Source organism: Litoreibacter sp. JB4-2 (assembly GCF_055693445.1).
Window position 1 is genome coordinate 2,053,930 of sequence record NZ_CM146334.1, and the last position, 15,574, is coordinate 2,069,503.

Annotated in this window: 15 protein-coding genes and 1 pseudogene; 7 read left to right on the plus strand and 9 right to left on the minus strand. The window is 56.8% G+C overall.

The features are described from left to right. Positions 1-72: 72 nt before the first annotated feature. Positions 73-536, minus strand: a pseudogene (locus ACZ1G7_RS10235) (DDE-type integrase/transposase/recombinase). A 69-nt stretch (positions 537-605) separates the two neighbouring features. Between ACZ1G7_RS10235 and ACZ1G7_RS10240 the strand changes: the two are divergent. Further along, on the plus strand, positions 606-2,561 hold the full coding sequence (locus ACZ1G7_RS10240; RefSeq protein WP_472659313.1) for an acyltransferase family protein: 1,956 nt from the start codon (positions 606-608) through the stop codon (positions 2,559-2,561). Between the two features lie 82 nt (positions 2,562-2,643). Here the strand turns inward: ACZ1G7_RS10240 and ACZ1G7_RS10245 are convergent, their stop codons facing one another. From ACZ1G7_RS10245 to ACZ1G7_RS10260, 4 genes are all read right to left on the minus strand, one after another. After that, on the minus strand, positions 2,644-2,955 hold the full coding sequence (locus ACZ1G7_RS10245; protein WP_472659314.1) for an ETC complex I subunit: 312 nt from the start codon (positions 2,953-2,955) through the stop codon (positions 2,644-2,646). Positions 2,956-3,037: 82 nt separating this feature from the next. Next, positions 3,038-4,591 (minus strand): phage tail sheath family protein, encoded by a 1,554-nt coding sequence (locus ACZ1G7_RS10250; protein WP_472659315.1) that lies wholly within the window; start codon positions 4,589-4,591, stop codon positions 3,038-3,040. A 15-nt stretch (positions 4,592-4,606) separates the two neighbouring features. Next, a complete protein-coding gene (locus tag ACZ1G7_RS10255; RefSeq protein WP_472659316.1) occupies positions 4,607-5,344 on the minus strand; it encodes a hypothetical protein in 738 nt (245 codons plus the stop codon). Beyond that, a complete protein-coding gene (locus ACZ1G7_RS10260) occupies positions 5,341-5,874 on the minus strand; it encodes a Pvc16 family protein (RefSeq protein WP_472659317.1) in 534 nt (177 codons plus the stop codon). The genes ACZ1G7_RS10255 and ACZ1G7_RS10260 overlap by 4 nt, the downstream gene beginning before the upstream one ends. A 160-nt stretch (positions 5,875-6,034) precedes the next feature. Between ACZ1G7_RS10260 and uvrB the strand changes: the two genes are divergently transcribed. Beyond that, complete coding sequence (gene uvrB, locus ACZ1G7_RS10265) at positions 6,035-8,242, plus strand: excinuclease ABC subunit UvrB (protein WP_472663711.1); 2,208 nt, start codon at positions 6,035-6,037, stop codon at positions 8,240-8,242. On the opposite strand, the gene ACZ1G7_RS10270 is transcribed toward uvrB, so the two are convergent. Further along, positions 8,239-9,249, minus strand: coding sequence for an SIR2 family protein (locus ACZ1G7_RS10270; protein WP_472659318.1), 1,011 nt, complete (start codon positions 9,247-9,249; stop codon positions 8,239-8,241). The two genes, uvrB and ACZ1G7_RS10270, sit on opposite strands and share 4 nt — an antisense overlap. A gap of 164 nt (positions 9,250-9,413) precedes the next feature. Here ACZ1G7_RS10270 and ACZ1G7_RS10275 point away from each other — a divergent pair, with 164 nt between their 5' ends. The 3 genes from ACZ1G7_RS10275 (at position 9,414) to ACZ1G7_RS10285 (ending at position 10,748) form a co-directional block, all read left to right on the plus strand. Further along, on the plus strand, positions 9,414-9,839 hold the full coding sequence (locus ACZ1G7_RS10275; RefSeq protein WP_472659319.1) for a hypothetical protein: 426 nt from the start codon (positions 9,414-9,416) through the stop codon (positions 9,837-9,839). Positions 9,840-9,915: 76 nt separating this feature from the next. Further along, positions 9,916-10,254, plus strand: a complete 339-nt coding sequence (locus ACZ1G7_RS10280) for a DMT family transporter (protein WP_472659320.1) — start codon at positions 9,916-9,918, stop codon at positions 10,252-10,254. A 185-nt stretch (positions 10,255-10,439) separates the two neighbouring features. Continuing rightward, positions 10,440-10,748, plus strand: a complete 309-nt coding sequence (locus tag ACZ1G7_RS10285) for a hypothetical protein (RefSeq protein WP_472659321.1) — start codon at positions 10,440-10,442, stop codon at positions 10,746-10,748. A gap of 5 nt (positions 10,749-10,753) precedes the next feature. On the opposite strand, the gene ACZ1G7_RS10290 is transcribed toward ACZ1G7_RS10285, so the two are convergent. The 3 genes from ACZ1G7_RS10290 to ACZ1G7_RS10300 all read right to left on the minus strand — a co-directional run bounded on the left by ACZ1G7_RS10290 (position 10,754) and on the right by ACZ1G7_RS10300 (position 13,854). After that, on the minus strand, positions 10,754-11,164 hold the full coding sequence (locus ACZ1G7_RS10290) for a DUF4864 domain-containing protein (RefSeq protein ID WP_472659322.1): 411 nt from the start codon (positions 11,162-11,164) through the stop codon (positions 10,754-10,756). 49 nt (positions 11,165-11,213) lie between these two features. Continuing rightward, complete coding sequence (locus ACZ1G7_RS10295) at positions 11,214-12,044, minus strand: LysR family transcriptional regulator (protein WP_472659323.1); 831 nt, start codon at positions 12,042-12,044, stop codon at positions 11,214-11,216. A 232-nt stretch (positions 12,045-12,276) separates the two neighbouring features. After that, positions 12,277-13,854, minus strand: a complete 1,578-nt coding sequence (locus ACZ1G7_RS10300) for a lysine--tRNA ligase (protein WP_472659324.1) — start codon at positions 13,852-13,854, stop codon at positions 12,277-12,279. A gap of 125 nt (positions 13,855-13,979) precedes the next feature. Between ACZ1G7_RS10300 and ACZ1G7_RS10305 the strand changes: the two genes are divergently transcribed. Together ACZ1G7_RS10305 and ACZ1G7_RS10310 are read left to right on the plus strand one after the other, a co-directional pair. After that, complete coding sequence (locus tag ACZ1G7_RS10305; RefSeq protein WP_472659325.1) at positions 13,980-14,414, plus strand: tellurite resistance TerB family protein; 435 nt, start codon at positions 13,980-13,982, stop codon at positions 14,412-14,414. 86 nt (positions 14,415-14,500) lie between these two features. After that, positions 14,501-15,574, plus strand: a complete 1,074-nt coding sequence (locus ACZ1G7_RS10310; RefSeq protein ID WP_472659326.1) for a sensor histidine kinase — start codon at positions 14,501-14,503, stop codon at positions 15,572-15,574.

Consider the following 15,574-nt stretch of genomic DNA (forward strand, 5'->3'; position numbering starts at 1 on the left):
GCAAGGCCTGTATGCGCAGGACTGTTGCATTAATTGTCCTCAGTCAAAATACTGCTGAGATGTTCCGGCATATCAAGCGGCCTCAAACAGCTGGCTGATGAACGTGATTTCGGCGCTAACGCCAGGTTGCTTGTTGTGGATATGGCCGCGCTTGATGGTTCTGATAGTTTCGCTTCCGCTTAGGGTCGCCTTTGCTGTTCGCAATGACCGGAAACTTTGGCGAAAGTCGATCATTTAGCCGTTCGCATCGACTGCGCGCCATAAGTGGCGCCATTTGAGGCCGACACGGATGTAGTTTCGTCGACGTGCCAATCTCTGCTGGCGCGACGCAGATGTTTCTCCGTGCGCTTGATGAGTTCGGGCACAAAATTCAGAACCAAGCGATACACGGTCGACCTATCAACGGCGATCCAGCGCTCTGCGTGCAAATCAACCACGTACTGGTAGGACAGCGGGTAGCGAAAATACCATCGCACCGCGAACTGGATAATTTCCCGTGGAACACGGCAATGCTTGAAGGCTGATTCCCGCGGCATGATCGAGCTCAAAATTTGATCGCCGCCAAATAGCTAGATTAATATAACAGTCGCTGGTAGATGATCTTCATGGACTACCGCTCCGAGATCGATGGGCTGCGCGCGTTTGCAGTTGTGCCCGTCATATTGTTCCACGCAGGTGTTTGGCCCTTTACGGGCGGCTATGTCGGTGTCGACATTTTTTTTGTTATATCGGGCTACTTAATCACTACGCTTATCGCGGCGGCGCTTTTGGAAGGTCGGTTTTCGATCATCGACTTCTATGAGCGCCGCGCGCGCCGGATTCTACCGGCGCTTTTTATCGTCCAACTGGCCTGTATTCCTTTTGCCATCATGTGGATGGTACCCTTTCAGCGGCATGATTTCTTTCAAAGCCTTGTTGCGGTCAATCTTTTTGGTTCCAACCTTCTATTCTGGGCCGAAGACGATTATTTCGGGCTTGCCTCCGAACTGAAGCCCCTGCTTCACACTTGGAGCCTCGCTGTAGAAGAACAATTCTACTTATTCTTCCCACTTCTTCTAATCTGTTTGATCAGAAAGGGCAGCCACTTGCCTTGGAAGATTGTGATTGCCCTCGTTGTCTTAAGCTTCGCCCTTTGCCTTTTTACCGTACGCTGGGACGCATCTACCGCCTTCTACCTATTGCCGTTCCGTGCATGGGAGCTGGGGCTTGGGTCGCTTGCAGCATTTGCGCTGATGACGCGACGCAATTTCAAAAGCGAAACTGGTTCTATGATTGGGTTGTTAGCTATCATCGCCGCGGTGTTTCTTTTGGACCATGAAACGCTTTTTCCGTCGGAATGGGCGCTGTTGCCGGTTCTGGGCACGATGCTTTTGATCCTCTGCGCACAAAAAGGAACGGTGACGCAGCGTATTCTTTCATGGCGCCCGTTCGTTTTTATCGGGCTTATCAGCTACTCGGCTTACCTCTGGCACCAACCGCTTTTTGCTTTCGCACGGATGCGTTTTAGTGAGCTTACGCCTAGTGTAACTGTTGCGCTTATAGTGGCGACTTTCGTTCTCGCAGGGCTATCGTGGCGCTTTATAGAGCAGCCAGTCCGCCATGCCCCAAAGCGCCAAATACAAAAGGCGAGGTTTGTTTCCTTCGCATCACGATCATCCGTTTTTCTTGCCTCTGGCATCGTGATCGTTCTATTTACGGGCATCGGTGTTGTTGGTGACCGCAAGGAAGGCTTCCGCAACAGCTTCGATAAGATAAATATGGCGGGCTTTGATTGGGACAATATCCGGCTCCAGCGTCAAAGTTGGGGGCCCCTGCGCGCCGGCTCCTCGCACCGCGGACCTACGGGTGACGTTCGTGATAACCTTTCGACATTTCAAGACCTTGAAGCGATGCAGTTTCTGGCGATAGGCAATTCCCTTTCGAAGGACTTGTATAATGCGCTGATCAACAACCCAAACTTGCAAGTCGGCGTGGAGATCGCTCGGTACGGGATCAGGATTGAAAACCTCGCAGAGCCTGACCATCTGTTCTGGACAGCGCCGAATTACCGTGACGCCGACGTCGTGTTCTTTTCTTCCTACTATCGGAGGGCAGATACAGAGGTCATGCCAGAGGCGATTGCGCGCATGCAGGAGGATGGCAAAACTGTCGTCATTGTCGGCAACAGCCCAAAATTTTGGGGCAATTCAGTACGCACCCGCGCCGATGATATCGTCCTTCCCTCTCTCATACATGGTACGCCAAAGACCTTTCCTGAACTTGCAGAAGCGGTAAATGCGCAGTTCTGGATCGATCTGGACAATGACGGGCAGCGAGAACGCCAAACTGTCAATCGCGCTCAAGCGGAGTTGGCCGAGACAAGTGGCGCTATCTATCTTGATCGACTCGATTTTATGTGTATCCCCGACGAGGAACGTTGCCTTGCCATGGACGATAATCTCACAAAACACTTCTACGACGAACACCACACGACATTGTCGGGCGCGGCATTCTTTGGCCTGCGTATGTCAGAGATCGACTGGCTCGCTCCGGTCTTCGAGGCTATTGAGCGCGACCTCTAAGCAGATAGGCTCTGCTCATAAAGTTTGGGATCAGCGGAAATGTCTGCCACAAGGCAGGGCGAAACCACTCACTTGTTGTCGGTCAGTGCGTCCAGACGGAGCGCCGGTTGGTCGCGAAATTCTCGCCATACCCGCCGGGCCGGATCACCGGTTTGCGCTTCTTGGGCTCGGTCACGACCGCATCGATGCCTTTGCCCTGCGCGTAGCTCAGCGCCGCCTCTTTGGTGTCAAACGTCATGCGCACCTGCGCCTGCGTGTCGCTGGAGGATGTCCACCCCATCAGCGGGTCCACGTCGCGGCCGGTGTCATTCACAAATTCCAGCACCCAGGACTTGGTCTTCGCCTGTCCCGACGACATGGCCGTTCTGGCGGGTTGAAAAATACGTGCACGCATGGGCAAACCTTCTCGACTAGCTGCGTTCCTCATAACCCATCACCCACGGCCCCGACAAGCGGACAAATGCGCGCAATCCGGCTCAAGATGTCTGCATCTGCTGGGTCAGCGCAATCGTCATAAATTCCGCAGGCCGCGCCACCGCCACCATCACCTCGACAATCAGCCGCCCGTCCAAAATGTCTGCGGCGGTCATCGTCTCGCCCAGCCCAATGTGCACGGAAAACGCGTCCTCAGCCCGGGCGCCCGCCAACCCGCCTGACGCCCAGACACTGGTCAGAAAATTCTCGATCATCGCGCGCATCACAGCCCAGGTCCCCGCCGTGTTGGGTTCAAAAACATAGGCCCTGCAGGCGAGCCGGATGCTTTCCTCGATCATGATCATCGTCCGGCGCATGTTGATGTAGCGCCAGTCGTCGGAATTGCCATCCAACGTCCGCGCGCCCCAAACGAGTGTGCCTCGTCCGACAAACGGCCGGATCGCGTTGACCGACAGGCCCGCGGGATGCTGGTTCAGCCCCTCTTGCGCCGCGTCGTCAATCGCCACCATCGGGGCGCGGATCGCGTTCACGGCCACATTCGCTGGCGCCTTCCAGACCCCGCGCGCGCCATCCACCGCGGCATAAATCCCTGCCATCGCCGCGCCGGGCGGTACTGCATTGGCGAATGCGGAAATCGCCTCCATCACCTCCACGTAAGTCGGACAAAGTTTGCGCAAGGCCTTGTCGATCTGTACCAGGTCGCCCGGCGTGGGGCCGTCTGGGGGCTCAACGGGCAAAAGATGCGCGATCTTGTCGGCGGCGGCCGTGTCCCGTCCCGCAAAGCTGGCCTGCAAGTCTGCAACCAAAGTGGCGCGTGAGCCGGGCGCGATCCGTTCAAACGTAAAGCCGTCCGACGCAAATGCCGCGCTGTGCAACCACGGGTAGTAGGCCGCGCCATAGCCCAGATTATCGCTGCCAACGCCGCCCCTAAACACGGCAATCGGGTCGGTGTCTGATCCGTCTTGCGGAAAAAACCCCCGATGCACGTCCAAAATCGCAATGCGGTTTTTCATCTTTTCACCGCAATGGCGCAGCATCTTTTTGTGTACATCACTGACCGAACCGTTGGAAAACGCGCCCGTCAGCGCGGCCTCTGACCTGCCAGAAACCGCTGAAAGCCGCGTGGCGTCCGGGACAACCAGCATCGTCACCTCTGGCGCTTTTTCCAGCGCGTCGATCCCGGCGCCTAAAGTTTCGGCGTCAATCGCCTCCGCCGTGTAGTCACCAACCGAGACGATGTAGCAAGTCTGCCCGCCATTTGCGAAAAACATCCGCATCGCCGTATGGAGGCAAAAGTCAGGTTTGGTGGGCTTCAGGTAGCGCAGCGCCGCGCCCACACGGTAGCGCGCGTCAGGCAACACGCTGACTGGGGCGTCATCCACCAGATCAAAAACCTGCTCGGGTGCGCCGCCAAATTTCTGTTCAAATTCGCTGAACGAGGTCACGCGTGTCGGTGCCATCGTCAACGGTTCGGTGCCATGTGCTGCCATCTCGGTATAGCCCACAAAAGCTGGCACCGCCGTTTCAACTTGCATGACCGAATTGGGGAATGCGCTTTTTTCGACGATATACACGCCGGGGGATTTCATGGTCATGATGCGGTCTCCGGCCTAAAACAAGGAAATGAAAATGTCAGATTGCAGCGCGTCCTTGTCGGCCGCTTGCGTAAACACGGCAGACGCGCTGGGCAGAACAGGAATCAACGTTTTGGGGCCAAAAACACTTTGTGCCTGCAGCGCAAAACTCTGCGTTGGTCGCGCACGCGCAGCAATCGGGGTGGTGGAGCGGATGACATGTGAAGGGCGCCCATCAGGCAGAACCTCCGTGCCGATGCTTTCAAACAAGACCCGGTTTTCCGTATCTACGACCGCCAATTCGCTGCGTCGCTCAGCACCGATCACATGATAGGCCCAATAGGCTTCGACCGCTTGAAAGCGGCATCTGACTGCGCGCGCGCCATCCTGCTCCACATCCTGCCCCAACGCGATTGTTATGCGGCCCAGCAGATCTTTTTGCCTGGGCGGCCGTTCGATCAAATCCGCCTCGCCGAACGACGCGACTTCTTGGCCTGGAATGACGCCCAGCAGCGCCAACGCGTCATGCCGAAACTCTTTGGTGACGATCGTCAGATCGGGGTGCTGCGCTATCAAATCAAACGCGATGTCGTAGGGCAAATCCTCTGACCCCTCGCGCAAAAAAACCTGTGCCAGCGCGCCAGTCTGGCGCAGAACCATACCAGCACGCGCCAGCCGCGCGGGCTGCGTTGGTTTGACCACGATGGGAATAGGCAAATCGCCATAATAGTCATGCTCTAGAGTTAGACGCAGGATTTCGGTGACGTCGCTCATGAAGGCGACCCGGGACGGCGTATCAGTGGTTCAACCTCAGTGATTGTGCTCGTATCCAGCACCACGGACCCAATTTTCAGCATCATCGATGGCGCATATGGCTCGCCATGCAGGTTCCAAATCGCGCCCAGCTCCTCCGTGCTCAGATTGACCAGCTCAAGGCGCAACTGCGACAGGCCCGCGGGCATGTCAGGCGTGTTCTGCGGTGTCAGAACCGGGTTCGTTTGTACAAAGACCAACCCCTCCGAGATCAGCCTCAGACCCTCGACATACATCTCCGCCGCATAGTCAGCGGCGAGCATGACATAGAGGTTAAGGTGCAACGGCTCTGGTTGCGCCGGAAACCCGCCTGTGGAACGCTGCATCCCGCGCGCAGCCTGATCATGAAAAATATTGGTGACAAACATCACAAGCCGGTTTTGCGCGGTCCCGGAAGATTGTAGCCGCACCAAGTCCTCGGTGACGGAGAAATGATTTTGCAAATGTTCGTTCAGCCGGGCGCAAACCAGCTTCAAAGCTTGATCAATCATTGTGACCGCCCTCCCGGAAAAATATCACGCCAGCTTAGAGCTGATCCGCGCGATTACAACGCCCGACATCCTGACACCTCGTGTCAGGAGCCATCCCACGCATCTTGAAGCCGCGCCCAAATGCGTCATCTATAGAGGGCAGTCCAAGGAATCGCCCGAAATGCATAATAATTCGCCCGAAGCCATGCCCGAGCAGCAGCCGATCCTGAGCCACCCGGCCCCTGACGTCAAAACGCGCGACAAGATGGAAGGCGGGATTGAGTTCAAACTGCATACTGAATTTGAGCCCGCCGGCGACCAACCCACCGCCATCGCCGAGCTGACCGCTGGCATCAACGAGGGCGACCGCGATCAAGTGCTTTTGGGCGCCACCGGTACCGGCAAGACCTTCACCATGGCCAAGCTGATCGAGGAAACCCAGCGCCCCGCCATCATCCTCGCGCCCAACAAAACGCTCGCCGCCCAGCTTTACGGCGAATTCAAAGGCTTCTTTCCCGAAAACGCCGTCGAATATTTCGTCAGCTACTACGACTACTACCAGCCCGAGGCCTATGTCGCCCGCTCCGACACCTACATCGAAAAAGAGAGCCAGATTAACGAACAGATCGACCGGATGCGCCACTCCGCCACCCGCGCACTGCTCGAACGCGACGACGTCATCATCGTGGCCTCTGTCTCCTGCATCTACGGCATCGGCTCGGTTGAGACCTACGGCGCGATGACGCAAGACCTGCATTCCGGCCAGGAATATGACCAACGCAAGGTCATGGCCGACCTCGTCGCCCAGCAATACAAGCGCAACGACCAGGCCTTCCAGCGCGGCTCCTTCCGGGTTCGCGGCGACAGCCTCGAAGTTTGGCCCGCCCACCTCGACGACCGCGCCTGGCGCTTGTCCTTCTTCGGCGAGGAGCTGGAAAAAATCGTCGAGTTCGACCCGCTGACAGGCCAGAAAACCGACGATTTTGACCGCGTCCGCATCTACGCCAACTCCCACTACGTCACGCCCCGCCCCACCATGCAGCAGGCCATCAAAGGCATCAAAGCCGAGCTCGCCACCCGCCTGCCACAGCTCGTCGATGACGGCAAACTGCTTGAGGCCCAGCGACTGGAACAACGCACGAATTTCGACCTCGAGATGCTGGAGGCCACCGGCGTCTGCAACGGCATCGAAAACTACTCCCGCTACCTCACCGGCCGCGCCCCGGGTGAGCCGCCCCCCACCCTGTTCGAATTCATCCCAGACAATGCCATCGTTTTCGCGGATGAATCCCACGTCTCCGTCCCGCAAATCGGCGGCATGTACCGGGGCGACTACCGGCGCAAATTCACGCTGGCCGAACACGGCTTCCGCCTGCCGTCCTGCATGGACAACCGCCCCCTGAAGTTCGAGGAATGGGACGCCATGCGCCCGCAATCCGTCTTCGTCTCCGCCACCCCGGCAGCGTGGGAGATTGAACAAACCGGCGGGGTCTTCGTCGAACAGGTCATCCGTCCAACAGGCCTCTTGGACCCCATCATCGAAATCCGCCCCGTCGAGACGCAGGTCGATGACGTCATGGACGAAATCCGCGCTGTGACCGCCAAGGGCATGCGCACGCTGGTCACCACTTTGACCAAACGCATGGCCGAGGATCTGACCGAATATCTGCATGAGAACGGCATCAAAGTCCGCTACATGCACTCCGATATCGACACGATCGAACGCATCGAAATCCTGCGCGACCTGCGCCTCGGGGCCTTCGACGTGCTGATCGGCATCAACCTTCTGCGCGAGGGTCTCGACATCCCCGAATGCGGCCTCGTCGCCATTCTGGACGCCGACAAGGAAGGCTTCCTGCGCTCGGAAACCTCCCTCATCCAAACCATCGGCCGCGCCGCGCGCAACGCCGACGGCCGCGTCATCATGTATGCCGACAAAATCACCGGCTCGATGGAGCGCGCAATGGGTGAAACCGAACGCCGCCGCGCCAAGCAGATCGCCTATAACGAGGAACACGGCATCACGCCCGAGACCGTCAAAAAGAATGTCGAGGACGTCCTCGCCGGCCTCTACAAAGGCGACGTCGACATGAACCGCGTCACCGCCACCATCGACGCGCCTCTGGCGGGAGCCAACCTGCAAGCGGTCTTGGATGGCCTCCGAGACGACATGCGCAAAGCCGCCGAGAACCTAGAGTTCGAAGAAGCCGCCCGTCTCCGCGACGAGGTCAAACGCTTGGAGACCGTCGATCTGGTCGTGTCAGATGACCCTCTGGCCCGGCAATATGCGGTGGAGAAAGCGGTGAGTGACCAGAAGAAAATGGCTGGCCGGAGTACCGCTGGCAGGCCGGGCCAAAGGGGTGGTGTGAAGCGGCGGGGGCGAGGTTAGCTTGGCTTCCAATCCCAATTAGTGTGGCTCAAGATATTTTCATGCCAAAAAATTCCTGTTGGAGCTTTGCCAAGCACTTTAGTCCAAAAGGCAAACCGCTCTGACTTCCCGGGGTCTGCCGAATACTCCGGGTGATGGCGTTCGACTACCTCTATCTGCTTATTTGAGAAATTCGACTGAATCATATCGTTCAGATGGGTGTCGCCTCCCCCGTATCCGAAAAGGACTATAGATGATGCTTCTTCCATCGCAGTCTGCAAGCGGGACCAATAAGTTCTCAAAATTAGAGACGAGTTGATCACAGCGATCTTATGATTCACTTCTGTTAGAACAAGATGAGTGCTCGAGTGGCCTTGGATTTGAGGCAAAGCACTCAAGGATGATTTATGAAGGCTTCCATCTATCGAAGAGTAGTAAAGCGGCGATCCGTGCAGGTGAAGATAGAAACTCTGCGAACTTGGGTAGTACCGGGCGAGATGATCAGGGTCAAAATGAGATACAAAACCATCCAGCAAGCAGCTATAGCCACTAAACACATTCGTGCCGATAAATGCCCTATACAATAGCTCGTCATAGTTAAGCGTGGCAATATGGCTCCTTGTTTTTTCGACAAAATCAATGAGAGGCGCAGTAAACTCGCCTTTCAGCACATGGTCACCTTGATGAAAGTAGCAAGCAGCGCGATGAACATAGCTTCTAATTGCGAATGGGAACATTTTCCCGTGTTCATTTAACCAATCCGCACCACCTCGAAGTTCGCACTTTGAAATCTCATCACATGCAGCCAGTACTCTTTGAAGGCGATCAAGCTCGTCTTCCTTCTTCGGCGCACTCAGCTCATTCGCTTCAACTACCTCTTCTGGTAAGCATTGCCAAATTAGCTGTTTTTGGTTTTCATTCAGAACCAAAGGATCATCCCATGCCGCTTGCAGAGCGACCTCTAAATCAAAATAATCATTGTCTAGAGCGCGCCCTAGACCGTTACCGAATACAATGAGTTTTCTCATGAAATCACGCCGTCGATCGAAGACAAAGCGTCCCTTAATTCTATTGATAATGACCTATGGCCGCAGATTATTTTTTCAACCTAAGGTTTCCGGCCTAGCGCAAATTATTTAGGCGGGGATGACAGCACATAATGCAGCACTACCATCGCTATATGCGTCTCCTAATGGTCTTAATCCTCCTCCCGTTTCTCATCCCCCTCCAAGCCCAAGCATGGACCTTCACGCCCGGCCTGATCTGCCGACTGACCCACGAAACACCCACAGCCGCGATTGAGCTGACCTATGACCCGAGCGCACCGCTTTATTCGGTCACTGTCACGACCCCCGCGCCGCTGCCGCGTGAGACCATCTTCTCGATGCGCTTCATTGGCCCTGCAGGGCGGGCAATCTCCACCGACCGGCACAGCTTTTCAAACGATGGCACAGCCGTCACAGCGCAGGATCGCGGCTTTGGCAATGTGCTCGACGGGCTGCAATTCAATGACATGGCGGAGGCGATCTTGGGCGACACAACCCTGCGCTTCCCCTTGGACGGCGCGGCTGAGCCCACAGCGCAGTTTCGCGCATGCGAACGCGCCGCCGGGGCCTGAGGCGCTGCCTCTCTAGGTCAGGCCGCGCAGATGTGGTACACTCCCCGCATTATTTTATGTCTTTAAGAGTGTTTCCATGACCCAATTTGCCTTTGGCTACGGCTTTGCCTTGTTTACCGCCCTGTTCGTGATCGCCGGTGACGTCGCCCTGAAATATGCAGCGGACGGGCAGATGCCGCTGACCTCCCGCCACGTCTTGTTCGGCGCTGCGATCTACGCCGCCTCTGCGCTGCTGTGGTATTTCGCGATGCGCCACATCAGCTTGGCGCAAGCGGGCGTGGCCTATTCGATGCTCACCCTCATTGCGCTCGCCGTGATTGGCACGCTCTATTTTGGCGAAACGCTGGCTTTGCGCGAATATCTCGGCCTCGGCTGCGCCTGCCTCGCCATGGTGCTGATGAGCCGCATCGCGTGACGCGCTTCAATCGTTAACAACCGCCTAACAAATCTCGGAAACTGTTTTTTATGAAGGGCTTACAGGATTCCCCGCATGCGGGGGATGCCGGGTGGGGCCAATTTTCGGACGGATTTCACCAGATTTAACTCAAACGAAACCCGAATCTCCGACACCGATCCCGCCAACATATCGGAGACCACCACATGCCCCCCAACGACCCGCTCGCCATGCGCCACGGCGCCTTTGTTCTGGATGCCTGGACCTGCATTGGCTCCGCCCGGATCAGCGCCCAAACCGGCGTCACAGGCCGCGCGGCCTCCGCCAAACTGGCCGAGATGCGACAGCTTAAATCAGAACTACGCGTGCTGCGCCGCTCCGAAATCCGGCGTCAGGATTTCCCCATTTCCGAGATCAATGGCTGGTTCGAACCGCTTGAAAGCAGCCTCAGCAAGGCAGAGCTTTTCTTTGCAGGCCGCTTGGCGGAGCTAAAAATGGCAGAGATCGTGCATTAGCCGCCTCAGGCCGCCACGTCAGGCGCCTCGACAGGCTGCACGCCGTCAATCTGCCAGCCCGCATCCGTCTGGATCATGAAATATTCCAATACAATCGGCACCCCGTTCGCGTCACGAAACAAGACCGTCTGCGACACCCGGCCCGCCTGATCTTTGAATTCCAGAAACTGCACCTCGGACGGGCGCCAGACCATCGGAAATCCGTTACGCACCATCTGCCCAAACCGCGACGGGTTACCAAACAGGCGCTTGATGTTGGGCGAGGCGTAGGTGAACGCTGTCGCAAAATCATCGACCTGAAACGCGTCAAGCTGGTTTTGGATCGTGCCAACAACAGCCTCCGCACGCGTATCTTGGGCCTTCAGCGGTAGGCTCATGCTGAAACTCAGGGCGATGGCGGCGAGCAGTCGGATCATTGGGACACTCCGTTGGGATAGCAAATAGCTAGCTCACCGTTCCTTTTGGTCAACGACTGGAGAATTTCGTCTTGGTTTCCAACGCCGCACAGAGCCTGTTGATCACGCGCCTTACCTCTGGAAGGTGTCGATCGTCGTGATGCGCGACTAACCATCTGTGGTGTGTCAACTCATGAACCGGATCGCCCCGTCGGATCAAGTTGGGTTCCGTATCACCAATGAAGCTGGGCAGTAGCGCGAGACCAACGCCTTGGCGTGCCAAATCCAAGCTATTGCGCGGGGATGTCACCTCACAAATCGCGTCGGTCCCGACATGCCGTTCCAACCACAGCGCAGAGGGTGTCTGAGCGCGAAGTTTGATCCAACGCTCTGGCGCATCCGGGGTTGCGTAGGGGACGAACTCCACTTGAGACAGCTGGCGCCCGGCAAGACTGCGATCCGTTGGGCGCGCGTTGCGAATGCCGATCAGAACCTCGCGATGGGCGATATCTAAAACGCTTTCCGACGCCACGAATTGCAGACGCGTCACCTCTGAACCGCCAATAATGGCGTCGATATTTCGGATCAACGCAAGTGTTGTCCAAGTGCCCGCCGAGACTTTGATCGGCGGCGTCTTCAAGCCTTCGAGCGGGTCTGTGGCTTGTGCAATCTGTTTCTCTACATCGGCAAGTTTGTCGCGCAAGGCTTTGGCGTCAGACGTAAGCTCATAGCCGCGGTCGTGGCGAATAAACAGCTCCCGTCCCAGACGGCGTTCAAGCGCCAGCATCCGCCGACCGATTGTGGCCGCGCTTCGTCCTGTTGCGCGGGCGGCGGGGGACAGCCCACCCTCCCGCGCGACAACGAGAAAAAGGTGGAGATCGTCCCAGTTCTTTTCATCCATGAAATGATCTTGCCAATACGTTTCATTTAGTTGGAGCTAGCCAGCCGTTATTTTGCAACGAAGTCAAGTCCAGCAAAACCGGAGGCTACAATGAAACGCACCCCAAATCTTGGGCAGGGCCCTACGCCATTTCCGCATGCAAAACCAACACGCGCGCAACGCGAGTTGGACCTGTTTCTGCTCGAACATGCCGGACCCGGACCCCGGCTCATCTACTGGCTGTCGACGTGTCTCACGCCACCAACTTGCCAGCCAAAGCGTCATCGATCAAAGCGATGGTTTCTTCGACGCCGTAAAGGGCAATAAACCCGCCAAAACGCGGCCCTTGTGACGCGCCGAGCAGCACCTCGTAAAGCGCCTTGAACCAATCCCGCAGTGGGTCGAACCGCTCACGACCGCAAGCGAAAACCTCTGATTGCAGGGCTTCTGCGTCCAAACCGCCATCCCAGGCGGCCAGACGACCCCGCAGATCGAGCAGCGCTTCGCGTTCCAGATCGGTGGCCTCGCGGAACACTTTCGCAGGCTTAACGAAGTCATTGTAATAGGCCACAGCAAAACCAGCGGCTTGATCGAGGTCAGGATGCGTCTCGGGCGAGGCCTCGGGCGCATAGCGCTGAATGAAGCCCCAGAGCTGCGCCTTTTCTTCGGCATTGGCGACAGATGCCAGGTTCAGCAGCATCGAGAACGGGACCACCATGTTCGACGCCGGAACGTTGTGTCCGTGGATGTGGAACACCGGGTTCGCCATGCGTTTCGCCGCATCTTGGTCCGCGTAGGCGCGCAGCTGCTGGTGGTATTCGTCAACGGCCTTGGGGATCACGTCAAAATGCATCCGCTTGGCGGTTTTGGGCTTGAGATACATGAAATAGCTCAGCGATTCCGACGACGCATAGGTCAGCCATTCGTCAATGGAGACACCATTGCCGGTGGTCTTGGAAATCTTGTGGCCGTCAGCATCCAGGAACAGTTCATAGGTAAAATGCTCCGGTTTCTTGCCGCCGAGGATTTGGCAAATGCGGTCATAGATCGGCGTGTTGGTCGAGTGATCCTTGCCGTACATCTCAAAATCTACGTCCAGCGCGGCCCAGCGCGCGCCGAAATCGGGCTTCCATTGCAGCTTCACATTGCCGCCGGTGACAGGCAGCGTCCATTCGCGCCCGTCCTCGTCGTCAAAAGTGACCTCGCCCTTGGCGGCGTCGACGTTTTTCATCGGCACGTAAAGCACCCGGCCCGTTTCTGGGTGGATCGGCAAGAAGATCGAATAGGTCTCGCGCCGTTCTTCGCGCAAGGATTTCAGCATCACCTCCATCACCGCGTCGTATTTTTCGCAGGCGCGCAGCAGCACCTCGTCAAACTTGCCGCTGCGGTAGAACTCGGTAGAGCTGATGAATTCATACTCAAACCCGAACGTGTCGAGAAAGCTGTTCAGCTTGGCGTTGTTATGCGCGCCAAAGCTTGCATGCGTGCCGAACGGGTCCGGCACATCAGTCAGCGGCCGCTGCAAATGCGGCTCAAGCAGCTCAGGGTTGGGTACGTTGCCCGGCACTTTGCGCATGCCGTCCAGATCGTCGGAAAAGCAGATCAGTTTGGTCGGGATGTCCGAGATAACCTCAAACGCGCGGCGGACCATCGTGGTGCGCGCGACCTCCCCGAACGTACCGATATGGGGCAGGCCCGAGGGGCCATAACCTGTCTCAAACAGCACATAGCCTTTCTCTGGCGGCTTTTGCGCGTAGCGTTTGAGAAGCTTGCGCGCTTCTTCAAAAGGCCAGGCTTTGGAGCTCATAGCGGCGTCGCGCAAATCAGACATGGGTTTTCGCTTTCGAGATCCTTTTGGTGCACCCTATGTGCAACCGAGTGCTGCTACCTATTGTGCCCCACCCCGCACGTCAATATTCTGCACTGCAACATGACCTCCGCTCAGAAAGCACAGACATGACATTTGATGCCCCCTCCCTGTCATCGCAGGATTGTCTGGTCGCGATCATGATTTCGGTTTCGATCTCGGACGCCAACATTCGCACGGCAGAGTTAGTGGCGATCCAACAGATCGTGAATCATTTGCCCATCTTTGCCGATTACGACCCGGACCGGTTCAACACTGTGGTCCAAATCGTTTTTGAGCTGTTCGAGGAAGAAGACGGCCTGGACGCCCTTTTCGGGCTGACCCGCGATGTGTTGCCAGAAGAGCTAAATGAAACGGCCTATGCGCTCGCTTGCGATGTGGCGGCCAGCGACACCCATATCAGCCAGGAAGAGCTGCGTTTGCTCGAAGAGGTTCGCTATGAGCTGAACCTTGACCGGCTGCATGCCGCCGCCATCGAACGCGGCGCGCGCGCGCGTTACGCGACCTTGCCCGCATCGCAATAAAACCAGCGGCTTTCCTGAACAAATACACAAATTCTTAAAACGTTTTTTGCTATGCCCCGGGTGACCGCTGCAGGCAGGTAACAGATGTGAGATCGAAGAATTTCGAATTTTTAGAACAGGTGGGGCTTCCTGCCTTTGTCGTCGCCCCCTCTGAAATGGGCGATCTTGTTTTTGCGGACTGCAACGCGGCATGGGCGTCGCTGCTCGGCTTTCCAATGGACGCAATAGTCGGCAGCACGGCACTTGATTTTTGGCCCAATGAAAAGGGCACCGCACTGAACCGCGCGCATCGCAACGGGTTCAAATCCAAAGCCCAAACGCATCACAGCTTTGACTTGGGCGGTCAGACAGACATTCTTATCAATTATGTCCCAAAACTTGATGCGGACGGCGACACCGTATTGCTGACAGGCGTCGCCAGCGAAATTCAGCGGCAAAACTCGGTCGAAGCGGGCTTCGCTGAACCAAGCTCCGCCACAGAAACCCAATTGATGCATGAAATGGAGAAGTTTATTTCTATGGCAGCGCATGACCTGCGCACGCCCATGCGCAATACTCAGCATCTGGCCGACATGCTGCGCGACGGCTTTGTCGATATGGGCGATGGAAAGCTGGAATTGATCGACATGCTCGAAGATGTGGCGATCAAGGCGACCAGCCTGATTTCCGATGTGCTATCGCATACGCAAGCGACGTCTGGCGAACAGGCAAAGGAACAGTTCCGGTTTGATATACTGTGTCAAGACATTCACCTTGTCGTTGACCCGCAACACGAGCATCACATCAGCGTCGATCCGGTCACAATTGAAGCCGAAAAACCCGCTGTGCAGATCGTTGTTCGAAATCTGCTTGATAACGCAATAAAACATGGTGGTCGAAGCAACCTGAGAACCAGCTTTTCTGTTACCCCCGGCGCGGACGGGGAGCTTGATTTCGTGATCGCCGACAATGGCAGCGGGTTCTCAGACCCGTCTCTCGCGTTTTTGGATGGCGGGGAATTCCGGATGGATAGCGGCTACGGGATGCTGGGCATCCGGCGCATGATCCAGGAACGCGGCGGACGTATCAGCGCCGCAAACGGCGTTGATAGCGCCGGTGGTATTGTACGGTTCTCACTGCCCGGTCATGTCGTCGCACAGCAAGAAAACGATGCCGCCTAG